Origin of the sequence: Thalassoroseus pseudoceratinae (assembly GCF_011634775.1) — a bacterium.
Lineage (GTDB): Bacteria > Planctomycetota > Planctomycetia > Planctomycetales > Planctomycetaceae > Thalassoroseus > Thalassoroseus pseudoceratinae.
Map to the genome: position 1 here is coordinate 1 of NZ_JAALXT010000006.1, position 16,650 is coordinate 16,650.

12 protein-coding genes, 1 tRNA gene and 1 pseudogene are annotated in these 16,650 nt (G+C 55.5%); 9 read left to right on the forward strand and 5 right to left on the reverse strand.

The annotated features are described in order from the left end of the window. The 4 genes and pseudogenes from G6R38_RS20580 to G6R38_RS28495 form a co-directional block, all read left to right on the forward strand. Positions 1-1,047, forward strand: a 1,047-nt coding sequence (locus tag G6R38_RS20580) for an Ig-like domain-containing protein (protein WP_166830670.1), incomplete at its 5' end; no start/stop codon positions are given. An 85-nt stretch (positions 1,048-1,132) separates the two neighbouring features. Further along, positions 1,133-2,185, forward strand: coding sequence for a hypothetical protein (locus tag G6R38_RS20585; protein ID WP_166830671.1), 1,053 nt, complete (start codon positions 1,133-1,135; stop codon positions 2,183-2,185). Between the two features lie 254 nt (positions 2,186-2,439). Beyond that, the gene (locus tag G6R38_RS20590; RefSeq protein ID WP_166830672.1) at positions 2,440-2,958 is read left to right on the forward strand and encodes a helix-turn-helix domain-containing protein; all 519 of its coding nucleotides are present in this window, start codon (positions 2,440-2,442) and stop codon (positions 2,956-2,958) included. A 1,172-nt stretch (positions 2,959-4,130) separates the two neighbouring features. Further along, a pseudogene (locus tag G6R38_RS28495) lies at positions 4,131-4,262 on the forward strand (tyrosine-type recombinase/integrase); the annotation flags it as partial. A gap of 310 nt (positions 4,263-4,572) precedes the next feature. Here G6R38_RS28495 and G6R38_RS20600 read toward each other — a convergent pair. Further along, positions 4,573-4,645: transfer RNA gene (locus G6R38_RS20600), tRNA-Thr, on the reverse strand. A 175-nt stretch (positions 4,646-4,820) separates the two neighbouring features. Between G6R38_RS20600 and mutL the strand changes: the two genes are divergently transcribed. Next, positions 4,821-6,725, forward strand: a complete 1,905-nt coding sequence (gene mutL, locus G6R38_RS20605; RefSeq protein WP_166830673.1) for a DNA mismatch repair endonuclease MutL — start codon at positions 4,821-4,823, stop codon at positions 6,723-6,725. Positions 6,726-6,983: 258 nt separating this feature from the next. On the opposite strand, the gene G6R38_RS20610 is transcribed toward mutL, so the two are convergent. Continuing rightward, entirely contained in the window at positions 6,984-7,190 is a 207-nt protein-coding gene (locus G6R38_RS20610; RefSeq protein WP_166830674.1) for a hypothetical protein, read from the reverse strand. Positions 7,191-7,503: 313 nt separating this feature from the next. After that, positions 7,504-9,135, reverse strand: coding sequence for a COG1361 S-layer family protein (locus G6R38_RS20615; RefSeq protein WP_166830675.1), 1,632 nt, complete (start codon positions 9,133-9,135; stop codon positions 7,504-7,506). Positions 9,136-9,541: 406 nt separating this feature from the next. On the opposite strand from G6R38_RS20615, the gene G6R38_RS20620 reads away from it, so the two are divergent. From G6R38_RS20620 to acnA, 3 genes are all read left to right on the forward strand, one after another. Beyond that, the gene (locus G6R38_RS20620) at positions 9,542-11,254 is read left to right on the forward strand and encodes an ArnT family glycosyltransferase (RefSeq protein WP_166830676.1); all 1,713 of its coding nucleotides are present in this window, start codon (positions 9,542-9,544) and stop codon (positions 11,252-11,254) included. A 58-nt stretch (positions 11,255-11,312) separates the two neighbouring features. Then, positions 11,313-11,984 carry a phosphatase domain-containing putative toxin gene (locus tag G6R38_RS20625; protein WP_166830677.1) on the forward strand — a complete coding sequence of 224 codons (672 nt, stop codon included), beginning with the start codon at positions 11,313-11,315 and terminating at the stop codon, positions 11,982-11,984. Positions 11,985-12,199: 215 nt separating this feature from the next. Beyond that, positions 12,200-14,956: an aconitate hydratase AcnA gene (gene acnA / locus G6R38_RS20630; RefSeq protein ID WP_166830678.1), complete on the forward strand. Its 2,757-nt coding sequence runs from the start codon at positions 12,200-12,202 to the stop codon at positions 14,954-14,956. A 138-nt stretch (positions 14,957-15,094) separates the two neighbouring features. Here acnA and G6R38_RS20635 read toward each other — a convergent pair whose 3' ends face one another. Then, the gene (locus G6R38_RS20635; RefSeq protein ID WP_166830679.1) at positions 15,095-15,331 is read right to left on the reverse strand and encodes a hypothetical protein; all 237 of its coding nucleotides are present in this window, start codon (positions 15,329-15,331) and stop codon (positions 15,095-15,097) included. Then, on the reverse strand, positions 15,328-15,507 hold the full coding sequence (gene hemP, locus G6R38_RS20640; protein WP_166830680.1) for a hemin uptake protein HemP: 180 nt from the start codon (positions 15,505-15,507) through the stop codon (positions 15,328-15,330). The genes G6R38_RS20635 and hemP overlap by 4 nt, the downstream gene beginning before the upstream one ends. Before the next feature lie 177 nt (positions 15,508-15,684). On the opposite strand from hemP, the gene G6R38_RS20645 reads away from it, so the two are divergent. Continuing rightward, positions 15,685-16,635, forward strand: a complete 951-nt coding sequence (locus tag G6R38_RS20645; protein ID WP_166830681.1) for an RluA family pseudouridine synthase — start codon at positions 15,685-15,687, stop codon at positions 16,633-16,635. Positions 16,636-16,650: the final 15 nt, after the last annotated feature.

Sequence of the window (16,650 nt, forward strand, 5' to 3'; positions counted from 1 at the left end):
GTGACCGCCGTCAACGACGCTCCTACAGCCGTCGACGATGCGTATTCGGTCGCTGAAGACGAAACACTTGGCATCCCAACTCTGGGCGTCCTCGCCAACGACTCAGACGTTGAGGGCGAAGAGATATCAGCTAGCTTGATCTCAGGGACGCATAACGGGACGCTGACTCTAAATGCTGACGGATCATTCACTTATACCCCGGACCCAAACTTCAACGGAACCGACGGTTTCACGTATCTGGTCAATGACGGTACGAGTGATTCGAGTCCTGCAACCGTATCCATCGAAGTTGTCCCGGTGAACGATGCGCCGACGGTCACTGGGGATGCATTTACACTCGCAGAAAATAGCGCGGATGGGACGTTCGTTGGTGATGTCGCAGCGAACGACGTCGATCAAGAAGTTCTTAGCTTCACGATCATTGACGGAGACCCAAACGGTGCCTTTTCCATCAATGCGGAATCCGGTCGCATCATTGTGGCCAATGGAAGTCTGCTCGATTTCGAAACTCAGTCCGTTTACATACTCACGGTCCGCGCGACCGACGCGGCAGGCGACTTTGGCGAAGCGGTCATTTCCGTTACGCTGACCGATGTGGACGAATCGGGCCCGACTCCCGGTGAAACTCCTCAGGCGGTTCTTGTCGATGGAACCCTCGTAGTCACCGGGACGAACGACGACGATCAGTTGCTCGTCGATCGGCAAGGTTGGCGTTTGATAGTTTACTCGGGTTCCAAACGCATTGGCACATTCGACCGGCGCGACGTTAATCGCATCGAAATGTATGGCTTCGACGGCAACGACATTCTTCGCATTGATGAGCGAATCAAGATCGAAGCTTACATCGACGGTGGCTCTGATAACGATCTATTATTCGGTGGCCGTGGCGATGACACAATCATCGGAGGAAGCGGATTCGACGTGTACTTCAGTGGGCGAGGTCAAGATGATGTGCAATCGGATGTCGAGAAGAACATCCGTCTCCGGAGCTTCAATTTACTGTACCGTAACATTGGGACGATCTTTGATCAGCTTGATTGTCGATAAAGACTGTGAGGACATGGGCGTTGCCGATTCGCTTCATTAAAATCCGCTCCATTGTTTTTCTCGAAACGAAATGCCAATCGGCAGCATGGATGATCGTACTCGGGCTCTTACCGTGGACCATGACCGAGGCGACTTCCGGCAGTTTGGAAACCCGATCGACCAACGGATCCGGCTTCGGTTCCGATGCGGATTCGGAACAGCCAACGAACAGGATGGCAAACAAAATTACATGCATGGTCGGTTCAGCCTGTCGAAGTCTGAAGGAAACCGCAAGCAAGGCAAACCGGCCAGAATCCTGTTTGAGATCAATGCGACCAACTTGCTGAACGATCCGCCGCTCAAGCACGCCAGCAAGCCCGATTCGGTCTACAAAAACGACCACGCGAGTTACAGGGCGACTGTCGATTTGGTCGTGCGTGCAAGACTCACCGGTGAAATTCCAATGAACGCCATCGGTGACGAAACAAGGCCGGTTATCAACTGGAAAGTCGACAACGAAATCGGGTCATTCGTCCGTCGGGAGCTCGACGGATTTCTGAAACGTTACTGGCGAGACGTAATGCAATCACAGCCGAATCACATTGAGATCGTCGGCGAGAAAAACACAGTTGCACCAATCCTTGAAAAAGTCGCGATGAAATATCGGCTTCCGCTGACAACCGGACGCGGATACTGCTCGCTTCCGCCACGATTCGAAATGGCGGAACGATTTCGCAAGAGTGGCAAGTCGAAACTTGTCTTACTTATCGTCAGCGACTTCGATCCTGATGGGGAAGAGATCGCACACTCGTTTGCAAGGTCAATGCGAGACGACTTCGGAATCGAGAGTATCCATCCGGTCAAAGTTGCACTCACAGCCGAGCAAGCTGCGAAAAGAAACTTGCCTCCAAATAACGACGCCAAACGAAGTTCTCCGAACTACAAAAAGTTCTTCAAACGGCATCAGACCCCAAACGCCTACGAACTCGAAGCATTGCAACCAACTGATCTTCAGCAGATTCTTGCAGATGCAATCGACGCTGTGATCGACACCGAAGCGTTCAATGAGGAACTGAGAGCCGAAGAAGCCGACGCGACTGAGTTGGCGAGGACTCGGCAGTTGGTTCACAGGGCGATCACCGCTTTGGACCTGGAATAAACCACTAGCGACTTTGGTGACAACGGGAAAAGTCACGCCGAACGCGAACGGCGAGCACGTGCGGAAGCCGAAGCCGCACGACACGAAGATCCCGAATGGCGACTTCGCAATTTGACCCAACGATTGGAGCGGATCGAAGCCGAAAACGCCGAATTGAAGGCGAAGCTCAAAGGCCAATAAACACTCGGTAGATCACCCGGAACATTCATTTTCCAGGACGGTTGATAATGAAACCAAAACGAAGACGCCAAAGAATGAAAACCGAGGAACGCCGGGTGCAGGTTTCTCGGATGTATGCCGAAGGCAAAACGCAGGCGGAAATCGCCGAGGCCGTCGGTGTCAGCCAATTGCAAGTCTGCCACGATTTGAAGATGGTTCGCCGCCATTGGCGTGAGTCCGCCATCCGCGATTTCGACGCCCTGCGTGATGAGCAGCTCGCCAAGATTGACGAAGCCGAACGCCGGGCCTGGGAAGTGTTCGAACGGTCGTGTGAGGATGCGGTGAAGACTCGGCGAGAGGTCGGCGAGAACGGCGAGTTCGGAACCGGCTACATGGAGCGGGTTGGTCAAACTGGCGACGTGCGATCACTCGACCTCGTGCTGAAATGCGTCGAACGTCGGTGCAAGCTGCTGGGTTTGGACGCTCCGCAAAAGGTTGTGGAGACCGACGCGGCTGGCAACGACTTATCTGCGGAAGAGCGTCGCGAGCGGGCTCGGCAAATGCTGATTCGGCATGGATATCGACCGGGCAACATCCCGCCGAGTCAGAATTGAACAAACCCGGGTTGCCAAACACCGGGGGTCATGTACTCTGTCATCATCCTAAGCCGATGGCCGCCGGAAGCGGACCGCTAGCCGCCAAGGCGGCCTCGGCAATCCTAGCGGAAGGATCAACAAATGGGTTTTCTTCATCGACGAACACAAACACGCTACCACGACACCCACGGGAAACGCTGCCGGAAATCCGATCTCGGGGCCGTGAAAACAACCACTAAGCTTCGCGAGTGGTACGGAACCTACAAAGACGCAGACGGCATTCAACAGACCGTTCGGCTTTCGGCGAACAAACAGGCGGCCAAACAGATGCTCGCCGAACTCGAACGCAAAGCGGCACTAGGACAAGCTGGTCTGCTCGATCCGTTCGAAGAACATTCTAAGCGACCGCTCCGCGATCACGTCGACGACTTCCGTCGGCATCTGGAAACCAAAGGCACCAGCGACAAGCACGTCAACAAAACGATCGGCTATCTGACTCGCCTTGCCGACGACTGCGGGTTCCGATTCCTCGGTGACATCGACGCCGATCAAATCACGTCGATTCTGGCCGAGCATCGGGATTCCCCTCGATTCTATTGCCATGCCTGCCAACGGTTCTATCTGGACGAATCCCAAGAATGCCCGGCTTGCGGGAAGCCACTTCGCCGACGGTCCCCGCTGTCGATTGCCGGTTCCAACGGTCACGTGACGGCATGGAAGACGTTCTGCCGATGGTTGGTCAGTCGCAAGCGAATCGCCGCCGATCCGATGGCCGGAGTCGAAAAGCTGAATGCCGCCACCGATCGACGCCGGGTTCGTCGCGCGGCCACCGACGAGGAATTCGCCGGGCTGCTCGCCGCGGCGGCCAAGGGAAAGCCGTTCCGCGGGCTGACGGGGCCGGATCGAGTCGTGTTGTACCTCGTCGCGGTTAACAGCGGGCTTCGGGTCTCCGAACTCGCCAGCCTGACCGAGCGGAGTTTCGATTTCACCGAGGACGGGGCCACGCTGACGATCGGGGCCGGGGACGCCAAGAACCGGAAAGACGATCAACTCCCCCTGCGGGCGGACGTCGCCGACATCGTGCGGGCTTGGATGTTCGAACGTCGGCAATCCGGACCCCAACCGTGCCAATGGCGGAAACGTCGGCGGAACCACTCTGGCCCGGGACGTGGATCGACAAAGCAGCTCGGATGCTACGGCGTGACCTGGAAGCGGCGGAAATCTCGTATCACGACGAGGCCGGTCGTGTCCTCGACTTCCACGGGCTCCGTCACACGTTCGGCACCAACTTGGCACGATCCGGTGTTCACCCCCGGGTTGCCCAAGAACTGATGCGGCACTCCGACATCAACCTGACGATGCGGACCTACTCCCACGTGCGGCTTCACGATTTGACCGCTGCCGTGGAATCGATGCCAAAGCTTCCATCACCGAAGCCGGAAACCGGGAAAGCCACCGGGACCGAAAACGTGGTGACACCTATGGTGACACTCACCACGGACACGGATTGCCATCCATTGCCCCCGAAACGCCCAAATGACCACTCTGAACGATCAGTCACCGCACATGAAAAAACCCCGGTAAAACCAGGGTTTGACGCTAATTGCCACTCGATAACCTCGAATGACCAAAAGCCGCTGGGGAGATTCGAACTCCCGACCTACGCATTACGAATGCGTCGCTCTGCCAGCTGAGCTACAGCGGCGGTGGGTTGTTTCGGGCTATCCCGATGTGCTCGGAATCATAGGGTCTTCGGAGCCTGCCTGCAAGCGGATTTTCCATCTCGGACACGAAGTTCAGCGTTGAAGCATTCTTTTCCGGAATTGCATGGGCTAGAATGGATGGTTTGGGTATCGCATCTGAAGGGTTTGTGCTGGCTTATGGCTCGTATTCAGCAACTTGATCCGCATGTCGTCAACAAGATTGCCGCCGGGGAGGTTATTGAGCGTCCGGCGTCGGTTGTGAAGGAACTGCTGGAAAACAGTTTGGATGCACTCGCCACACGGATTGAGGTCGATATCCAAGCGGGTGGAGCCGATTTGATCCGGGTGGCCGACGATGGTGAGGGAATCCATCCGGACGACTTTGGACTGGCGTTCGCCTCTCACGCGACGAGCAAAATTGGCTCGGCTGAAGATTTGGAGCGTGTGCGGACGATGGGTTTTCGTGGGGAAGCGATTGCCTCGATTGCAGCGGTCTCGAAGTTCCGCCTCCGCAGTCGGATTCCCGATGAAGACGTTGGCCAGGAAATTGAAGTCAACGGCGGGCGGGCGGGAGCGGTCTCGCCATGTGGGTGTCCGCCGGGAACGGTGGTCGAAGTTCGCCAGTTGTTCTTCAACACGCCGGCTCGACGTAAGTTCATGAAAACAACGGCCACGGAATTCGGCCACATCAGCGAACAGTTCACGCGGGTGGCGATCGCGAATCCACGACTGCATGCGATCTTAAGACACAATGACAAAACGGTTTACGAACTTCCCCCGACGGATCGTTTGATTGATCGACTCGAGCTTTTCTTCGGCAAAAGCACTGCGGAACAGCTCATTTGGGTGGAATCGGAGACGGCTGCCGGTCGGCTTTGGGGTTATGTCGGGCATCCCAGCCAAAGCAAGGGCTCGCGGAAGGGGCAGTATCTGTTTCTCAACGGACGCTGGATTCAGGACCGTTCGCTGCAACATGCGTTGGGCGAGGCATATCGCGGACTGTTGATGGTCGGACGATATCCCTTGGCATTTCTGTTTTTGGAAGTGCCTCCGGAAGTGGTCGATGTGAACGTGCATCCGACGAAATCGGAAGTCCGTTTTAGCGATTCGCAACAGCAGTATCGACAACTCCTTTCGACGTTACGGACGAAGTTCCTGGGGATGGATCTCGATTCCAAGATGCATCTGCCGGGCGGTCGCGGGCAGAACTCAGCCGCGAAATTGGACACCCCTCCCCCGCCCGATCCGCAGCGTCAATTCGCGATGGAGACCGAACTCACCGAATGGGCAAAGGGGGCATTGGCGACTCAGATCGAGAACCACAGCCAGACATCCACGGATGCGGAGCAGGAAACCGGAGCCGTTCGACCGGAAATGGGGCAGACATCCGTTGCGACCTTTCCGTCATCGACGGAAGCCGCACCGCAGGGTTATCAATCCGCACCTCACGCTTCCCAGCTTTCTCCGCAAGTTGAACCAGAAAACGCCGAGCTACCGCCTGTGCCACGTCGGCAGCGTGTGATGCAGGTGCTCGACTGCTACTTGGTTGTAGAGTCCGACGCGGGATTGATGGTCATCGATCAACACGCCCTCCATGAACGAGTCATGTATGAAACGCTGCGAAAACGTGTTCTCGATGGAGCGGTGGAATCGCAGAAATTGCTAGTGCCACAGCCGATCGAACTCAGCCCGCGTGAGGCGGCGTTGGTGATCGACAACGAGGAACTTCTCACGCAACTCGGGTTTGGCGTGCAGGAGTTTGGCAAGAGCACTGTGCTTCTGACGGCTTACCCTGCGATGCTCTCGCGGACTGAACCGGGGCGATTGCTGCGGGACATTGCCGATCAACTTGATGGGGCGGGGAAAGCCCCCACACGGCGGGACATCCTCGACAGCTTGCTCCATATGATGTCGTGCAAGGCGGCGATTAAAGCCGGTCAACGGTTGAAGCCGGAAGAAATGGAAAGCTTGCTTGCACAGCGACACCTGATCGACGACGCCCACCACTGCCCTCATGGTCGCCCGACGGCATTAATTCTCACCCGTGACGAACTCGACCGCCAATTTGGTCGGCTGGGGTAACGGCGAAGACTCAGATTTTTGAATCCAAGCCCCGCTTCCCGACTGCTCATCGACAATAGAGCGTAACGTAAAAAGCGAATGCCGCCCGAAGTCTTAATGACGACTCAGGGCGGCATTCTAGCGAAATCGTTTACGTGTTCGCTTCTTGGGAAAGACGATCACATCGGTTTGATGTGTAGTGACTAGGACTGCGTTTTCTAGAACAACAGTTCCTGGCCACTACCCCAAATCTATCTGCGACCGAAAACTCTAAAGACCTTAATCGGCCGGCTTGACATCAGGATTTTCATCGACGGTTGTCGGCTCGTCTGCGGGTTCCGATTCACCGTGGGCAGTCTCGCCATCAGCAGGTGTTTCTTCTGATTGACTTGGGGCTTGGGAATTTTCAGCTTCTGAGTCGCCGCATCCAGAGAACCCGACAAGTGAGAACGTGAACAGTGCTGCCAATAGAGTGCGGAATAGCATGAAATCAATCTCCAATTCAAGAGTTTATCTTACCTGAACCAAACACCGTGACTACTCGTCACGACAACTGTCATTCCCTAGTATCTTCGGACCGAAACTAGCAATAGAACTATGTCTAACAAGGTGTCTTTCGATTCGATTTGAATTGCCTAAGAATTTGGCCTATCCATTCAGTCGCTAAGACACGAGAGCACTAGCAAACTGCATAAAAAAGCCATCGTTCGTCGCAGCTTCCTGGCCACCGCGAGGCGGGTCGACCAAGTTGCTGCAACAGAAAACGATGGCGTAGTCGCTCTAAAGATCAACCGACGAATTACTCAGCGGACTTTTTGTTGCCAGCATTGTAGGTAGTCGTCACTTCTTCAGCGTTCACAGTGTTTTCCAAACCGTCACTATCGAGAGTCGCTTCAACGATATGCTCGCCACCTTTCGAGGTATTGACAGTGATCATCCATTCGACCGTATCGCCAGCTTCAAGTTTGTCAACCGCACCCAAAGTCACGTCTTGGCCTTTGGATTTGACATCGGTAGGACCATCAGAAGATTTGTAGCTCATTCCTTCTGGCAGTGCGAGTTTCACCTGCACGTCTTCGTCCGGATATTCGCCTTGGTTTTTCACGCGGACTCGGTAAGTCACAGTGTCACCAGCTGGGATCACATCATCAGTATCGACGACTGAAAGTCGCAAGCTCGTGATTTTCACCACGCGGCTCGTCAAGTTGCTTGATGCTTTTGCAACGGTCTTCTGTTCATCTTCATCGCGAGCACAGTAAGAAACAGCGTTCGCTTTCAAACCGATGTCACCTTCGGAATCGGAATCCAATGTGACAGTCACAGTTTTTTCTTTGCCAGCTTCAATGTCACCGAGTTCATATCGGTAAGATTTTCCACCTTCGCGAGCGTCACCATTTCCGGTGCTCGAGAACTTCGCGTCTCCGTCCGACGACAGAGTCAAGTACGAGTTCAATGCAGTCGTTTCCGAGGTGTTCTTGACAGTGACTTCAAAGTCGCCACCTTGACCAGCTTTGATCATTCGCGGTCCAGCGATATCAACATTGAGTTCGGGTGCAACGACTGTTGTCGTAACCGACTCAGATTGATTCGTTTCACCATTGCGTTGTTTTACAGTCGCGCGGCCACTGTAATCACCAGCTTTCATCGAGTGCACGGACGCGACATACGTCTGCGATTCACCAGCACCAAGCTCTTCAACTCGGAACTGAAGCGATTTCTTGCCACTCTCCGTCATGATGCCTTCTGGCAGTTCGTCTGTGATAACGAAATCTTTGGCAGTACCGGTTCCGGTGTTCTTCAGTTCGTATCGGTATTCGAAGAGTTCGCAGACACCGACCTGTTCAGGTCCTGATTTCGCGATTTTCACCTTAGGATTGGTGACATTAACCGCTAGGCAAACCGTTTCCTGATACCGAACTGCGAAGCAGTGCTCGACGGTCCCGGTTTTCGTAGCGACGGCGTTAACCATCAACTCACGGGATTTGCCAGGGGCGAGTTTGCCAAGATTCCAAGTTCGGCTTTTGCTATCCGAATTCGAATTCTTAGCCGCCTTGGGCTTGGAGCTTTCCACGTCGACCGACTTTCCGTCGACTTGGATCAGACGCACGTTCGTCAGCGTGACGTTGTCAGACACGTTCTTCAGGCGAGCACGATAAACGTACTTTTGCCCAGAGCGGACAGCGTCTGGAACTGCCACGGTCATTTCGAGCAATTCGCCGCCGGCCGGAATGGCAACCGTGGTGCCCTCACTCAGGGAAACATCAACCGTTCCCAATTTGTTGTTGCTTTTGATGTCAGATTTGTTGTTGTCTGACTTCTCTTTCTTCGTGTTATTGGCCTTATCAGATTTCGCATTCTTTTCCTGGCCAAAACTTGATAATGGGCATAATAGAGCAACGCCCAGGGCTAATGTGGTCAGTGGTCGCGTCATGATCTCCATCCTTCTTCGCGTTCAAACTTCATAGGCCGGCTCACCTTGACCGACTTCATCAATTTCTTGCACGACAGTGTTATGCAACGGTTGTGCCTATTGTTTCGATAGTGGGATTTTTCTCGAAATCAGCTGAAGTCTGTGGTGATTCAAACCGAAACCGCGATTTTCGTACACGGCCCTATGAGCGTTTTGCGGCCAGACTGGTAGACAAGCCATCAACCTTGCTCACGAATTTTTTCGCTAGGACTTCGCATGTGGTCTCTCGACAGCGGCGACATTCCGTCATAGGGGTTGATCTCGCCCCGCTCATGCCCGCTATTTGGCACGACGCAAATCTCGGGTTTCCCTGTTCAGGGACTTTGGGTACAACACGGCGGTCAGATCGTTGTGGGATGGAGCCTACATGATGGAAACGGCTGAAAATTCCAGAGAATCATCGAATGCGGAGCGTCCGTGGTGGCGTGGACCGCACGTATGGATTTTGACGCTGTTCGTCGTGCTATTGCATGGCGTGCCGATGACGATGCTGACGTTCCGTGGTGAGGAAACGCGGCGGGCACAAGTGGCAGTCGAGATCCTGCGGTCCGGTGATTGGATCGTGCCACGATTGCAAGGCGAGTTCTATCTGAGTCGCCCGCCGATGGGCAGTTGGTCGATCGCCGCGATCGGTTGGTTGCGAGGGGAAGTCGATCACATTGCTGCTCGCTTGCCGTCGGTAATCGCTATCTGCTTGACGACACTCTTGATCTACGGCTACTCGCGGCAGTTTTTGAATTCCACGGCGGCATTTCTGGCAGCGATTTCATATCCGTCGATGATGCTCGTGTTGCAACTCGGGCGGACTGCGGAAACGGAAGCTCAATTTTCTCTCTACGTCGGTGCATCGATGCTGTTATGGCATCTCGGATATCGTTCAGGATGGACCGGTTGGAAAACCTGGACCATCGGGTACACCTTCGCCGCTCTGGCCGGGCTGACGAAAGGTCCGCAGGGGTTGGTGTATTTTGTTTCGGTTGTGGGTGTGTATTTGCTGCTCGTGCGGCGAGACTGGAAATTCCTTTTCAGTCGCGGACACCTCATTGGCGGCTTGACCTTCGTCGGAATTTTGGCGGCCTGGCAAGTGCCGTATTACATGAACTCGAATTGGGACTGCGTGGTCGGCATCTGGACGAAACTCGCCAGCCAACGATTCGTGCATTACAACTCGGTGTTTATCAAGCACTTAGCGAGTTATCCGCTTGAGATCGCCGCTTGTGCATTGCCTTGGTCGCCGTTTCTGCTGCAATTCGCGAATCCGAAGTTCTACAAGAGCCTGGGAGAACGCAAGACCGAAGCCGCATTCCTGTGGACGTGTCTGTTGGTGACATTCCCTTCGGTGTGGTTTGCTCCGTATGCGTTGGGCCGGTACTACATGCCGTTGTTCCCAGTGATTGCGGTGCTGTTCGGTCTCGTGCTCGATCGGCTCATGACCCGCCCCGAAGGCGTGTGGATGCGGAACGGTTGGCGGTGGTATGCGGTTGGTTCTGCCGTTGCGATGCTATTCGGTGCGGGAGTTTTGACGGGGGTTGTCTCCGGTCAGATTCAAGCCGAATGGGCCGACGCACTCCGCAATACAATCGTTTTGACCTCGATATCATTAGGCATTCTGCTTGTTGGTGCCGTGATGCTTTGGCAGTACCGGGACGCCATCTCGCCACGGGCTTTGCAGTTCGCGGCGTTGACGGTCGCCGTCTGTTGCAGTTTCGGACCGGCGATCACGATTGTCGACTCCCAACGCCGAAATCAGCCGGACATTGAAGCTCGAATGGCAGAACTGAAAGCCAAACTGCCGCCGAACACACCGCTTGTCAGTTATGGCCCGTTGCACCATGCGTTCTTGTTCCACTTCGGTGAGTTCGTGCCGCGACGTCCGTGGCCGACCGAGCCAAACGAGGCGGCAGACACAGAATACTTCTGCATCCACGAACGCGAAAGCAAAACGCATACGCTGCCTTTCGCCTGGGAGCCGGTCACGGTCATCTCTTGCGAAGGTCACAAGACGCGGCGGGAAAGTCGCACGGTGATTGGTCGCCGACTGGACCAAGTCGCCTCGACATCCGAACTTCACACTCAATAGCCATTGTCACAATCACTTTTTCACTCTGAAGATTTTCTTCACCTGAGGGTATTGCCCAATGAGTCTCACGCCTGCCGACACCACAACACCCACATCCAAACCGACAAGCCGTTGGCTGGGCCTCGGTGTGGTCGGCCTTGCCGTTGTCGGCCTCACGGGGTTTCTCGTGTGGGAACATGTACTGAAAGATGAATTCGTCGCCAAACGGTTCGGCGTGGTAATCCCTGGCGAACTCTACCGCAGCGGACAAATCTCCGATGCGATGCTCGAACCGACAGTCCGCGACAACAAAATCGCTGCCATCATCGACCTGAACGGCATCGAACCCGATTTGCCTGGTCAGTCGGCGGAAATCGAAACCGCTCGGGAAATGAACTTGGAGCATTACCGCTTCCAACTCGGTGGCGACGGAACCGGTGACATCGCTCGGTATGCCGATGCGATCGCGACCATTGCGAAGTGTCGAGCGGAAAAAAAGCCGGTGTTGGTTCACTGTGCCGCCGGTTCGCAACGCACGGGTGGCGTGGTCGCGAGTTACCGTGTGTTGGTGCTGAAAGAAGACCCCAAGGACGCCGTCGCAGAGATGGCTCGCTATGATTGGGACCCGGTCGAAGATGTCGACCTGCTGGCCTTCGTCAACAGCCACATGCCCGAACTCGCCCAAATGCTGGTCGAACGCGGCGTCATCGACGAAGTTCCCAACCCGCTACCACTCTTGCCGACCCCTTAACAGGTGAGGATCTGACCACGTCTCATGTGATGATGGGACACATATGCCGATAGTGATCGTCGGCGGACCTATTCTGCCTTCCATCATCACACGAGGTTTCCTCGCATCATCATCTCCCTTCCTCTGCTTCTCTTGAATCGATCGAGTTGCTAGGATTGTGGCGTAATCAATGCGTCATACCGCAGAGCAACAGTCAGAGACAGGGGAGCAACAACATGGCATCGGCCAATCCGTTTGGAGCCGAGGGAACACTCAGCGTCGGCGACCGCGAATTCAAATACTTCCGTTTGCAGAAACTTGCCGACGACGGAATCGGCCAGATCGACAAACTCCCGTACTCCATCCGCGTGTTGCTGGAAGCCTGCCTGCGAACCGTGGATGGCTTCATCGTCAATGAGGAAGACGTCAAAAACCTCGCCACCTGGGACGCGAAGAACGTTAAAAAGGTGGAAATCCCCTTCAAACCCGCACGCGTGGTGCTGCAAGACTTCACCGGTGTGCCGGCCGTCGTCGATTTGGCTGCCCTCCGCAGCGCGATGGTCCGTATGGGTGGCGATCCCAAAAAGATCAACCCGCTCGTGCCCTGCGATCTGGTCGTTGACCACTCCGTGCAGGTCGATAAATTCGCCTCACTGTCGGCACTTCAGTTCAATGTCGATCGCGAATTCGAACGCAATCAGGAACGTTATCAGTTCTTGAAATGGGGTCAAAAGGCGTTCGACAACTTCCGCGTCGTGCCACCGGCAACCGGTATCGTTCACCAGGTGAACTTGGAATACCTCGCCAACGTCGTTATGGAAAAAGATGGCGTTGTGTTCCCGGATAGCCTCGTGGGCACCGACAGCCACACCACCATGATCAACGGGATTGGTGTCGTTGGTTGGGGCGTCGGCGGGATCGAAGCCGAAGCCGTTATGCTCGGCCAACCGATCTACATGCTGATGCCGGAAGTCGTCGGGTTCAAACTCACCGGAAAACTCCCCGAAGGCGCCACCGCAACCGATATGGTTCTGACCGTCACCCAAATGCTTCGGCAACACGGCGTGGTCGGCAAATTCGTCGAGTTCTTCGGCCCGGCCTTGGACACCATGAGCCTACCGGACCGAGCCACCATCGCGAACATGGCTCCCGAATACGGTGCCACGATGGGCTTCTTCCCCGTCGACGACGAGACGCTGAACTACATGCGTCGCACCGGCCGGACGGAAGATCAAGTCGCCCTCGTCGAAGCGTACAGCAAAGAACAAGGGATGTTCCGCACATCCGATTCCGCCGATCCCGAGTTCACCGATACACTCGAACTCGACCTCGGGACCGTGGTCGCGTCGATGGCCGGTCCGAAGCGTCCGCAAGACCGCATCGAACTGACCGGCATGAAAAGCCAATGGCGTCAGGATCTCAGCCTGACGTTCAACAAAGGTTCCGAAGACAGCACCAGCACTATCAATAGCATGAACGCCGAAGGCCCGATGGCTTCGGAAACCACCGCCACCGCCGTGGCTGATCCTGGTTTTGATGGTGTCGAAGTCAACTACGACGGCGAAACGTTCCCCCTGAAGCACGGGGCGGTCGTGATCGCTGCCATCACGAGTTGCACAAACACCAGCAACCCATCAGTGATGGTCGGAGCTGGTTTGCTCGCTCGGAATGCCATTGAACGGGGATTGAATCGAAAACCATGGGTGAAGACGAGTCTGGCTCCCGGAAGTCGGGTCGTGACGGATTACCTCAAACGCTCCGGCTTGGATCAATCCCTCGACGCCATGGGCTTCCAGACCGTCGGTTATGGCTGCACCACGTGCATCGGCAACAGTGGACCGCTGCCGGAAGAAATCGGCAGTGCCGTCGAAGCTGGTGATCTCGTCGTGTGTTCGGTCCTTTCGGGCAACCGAAACTTCGAAGGCCGGATCAACCAGCACATCAAAGCGAACTATCTCGCTAGCCCGCCGTTGGTTGTCGCATACGCCATCGCCGGAACGACGGATATCGACTTGACCACCGAACCGATCGGCCAAGACGCCGACGGCAACGACGTGTACCTCAAAGACATTTGGCCATCGCAGCAAGAGATTCTGGAGACGATCAATTCGTCACTCTCACCAGAGCAGTTCCGCAGCGAGTACGATCACGCCACCGAAGGTCCCGAGCAGTGGAAAGCCCTCGAAACCAGTGGCGGCGACCAATACGATTGGAACGAAAGCAGTACCTACATTCAGGAGCCGCCGTTCTTTGTCGACATGCCCGTTGATCCGCCGGCGATCACAAGCATTGAAGATGCTCGCGTATTGGTGATGGTGGGCGAGTCCGTCACGACTGACCACATCAGCCCCGCCGGTGCCATCAAACCCGACAGCCCCGCCGGCAAATACCTGCAAGACAACGGCGTTCCCGTGTTGGAGTTCAACAGCTACGGTTCGCGACGCGGAAACGACCGCGTGATGACTCGTGGGACTTTCGCGAACATTCGCCTGCGAAACCAACTCGCCCCCGGCACGGAAGGCGGTGAGACCACTTACCTGCCCACCGGCGAGCAAATGTCGATTTACGATGCCTCGCTGAAGTACAAGGAGTCCGGCACGCCGTTGGTTGTCCTGGCGGGCAAGGAGTACGGGACCGGTTCCTCACGCGACTGGGCCGCTAAAGGCACGCTGTTGCTGGGCATCAAAGCCGTCATCGCCGAGAGCTACGAACGAATTCACCGTTCGAACCTCATCGGCATGGGTGTGCTGCCACTACAATTCCGTGAAACCGAAAACCGCGAAGTTCTCGGACTCGACGGCACCGAAACGTATGCCATCGAACTCTCCGATAACTTGAAGCCCGGTGAAGCCATTACCGTCACCGCAACCAAAGCGGACGGCGAAACCATCCACTTCACCACCCTCTGCCGCATCGACACCCCCGTTGAAGTCGAATACTACCGCAACGGCGGCATCCTACACAAAGTCCTCCGGGACTTGGCAAAGGGCTAATCGCACTGATGACGCGACGAATTTAAGATCGCGGTTCAAAGAAACAATCGATAGCGGAGCTTGAAAGCATTTTCTGGCTCCGCTTTTTCGATCAACAGTCATCGGATACGGCCAGCGATACTGAGTCGCCAGATCGCATTAAGGAAACTTCCACCAGATTTCCTTGACCCAGTCCAGAAACGGTTCGCCATAGAGAAAGCCGAGCACGCCGAAGATTGCCGCGCCGATGAGAACCGTATCGCCGGTAAAAAACAGCGTTTCGGTTAGTAATAGCGTACACACTCCCACACCGCCGAGCCCACCAATTAGGATCCCCCAGCATGCGCCGATCAGACCGTCTCGCCAGCGATAGAACATGACTTTGGAATTCCTCACTTATGCAGAATCAGTTTGCCGTTGCGGGTGAGGCGTAGGCGGTAGGTTTCGCCTTCGTGGACGATGCGGAGTTCTTGGGAGCCTTTCAGTAATTCTTCGGAGCGAACGACACTCGGCGTGGCAGAACCGGGAGTGCCGGGTTCGCTGGAGTGATCTGGTTGTTCAGATTCGACCATTATTCTCTCACAGACAATGTTATTCCTCGCACATCAACGCCGCTCCCCTCGGCACTCGACCGATACTAATGAGACTGAATCTCAATTTCAATGCCAATTTCCCACTTACTTGCGGGCGACTCTCTTCTCAAAATACGCATGCAGCGTTCCCCTACTCCGCGTGAGCCGATTGATCAGATGCCGTCTCCACATTCAGTGACATTTCGCGTCGAACAATTGCTCAATGGCGTGCGGGTCGACACGTTCCTGTCCCGTCATCTCCGCAACTACACGCCGTTTCGGCTGCAACGGATGATCACCGCTCGTTTAGTCCACATTGACGCTGTCACCGTGGAACTCGACACCCGTGTGCGGACTGGGCAGTGGGTCACAATTCATCTCACCGAACCGCCAGACAAACTTTTGGAACCGGAACCGGGGCCGTTGGAAATTCTGTACGAAGACCCATGGCTCACGGTGCTCAATAAGCCACCAGATCTTGTGACACACCCGGTCGGCGAATTCCAATCCGGCACACTCATCAACCGTTTGCAAGCCTATCTTGATACACAAACGCCGCTGCCGGGGTTGCTCCGACCGGGCATTGTGCATCGACTCGACCGCATGACCAGCGGAGCAATTGTGACGGTCAAAGAGCACATCGGACACCGCGGAATGTCACTGCAATTTGAGCGTGGCCAAGTCCGGAAAACGTACCTAGCCATTGTGGAAGGCGAGATGCCTAGCGATGCGGGCGAGATCAACTTGCCGATCGGGCAGTCCGTGCGAATGCCGACGGTGCTGGTCTCGACAGAACCCGATGCCCGCCGACAGAAAGCCGCCGTGACTCAGTACGAAGTCGTGCGGCGGTTTTCTGGGTATACATTGGTGCGAGCGTTTCCGCTCACAGGGCGGGTCCACCAAATTCGGATTCACCTGGCATCACTCGGGCACCCCGTTGTGGGCGACGAATTTTACGGCCAATGGGGTGTCATCAAAGCTGACGCCACCCCGACCGATCGTGAACACCGTCACGCATTACACGCCGAAACGGTGAAGTTCCGCCATCCGCTCACGCACGCCGACATCACGTGCACCGCTCCGCTCCCCAGCGATATGGAAACAATGCTCGTTGAATTGTCGTCATGAAGACAATTTCTTCGA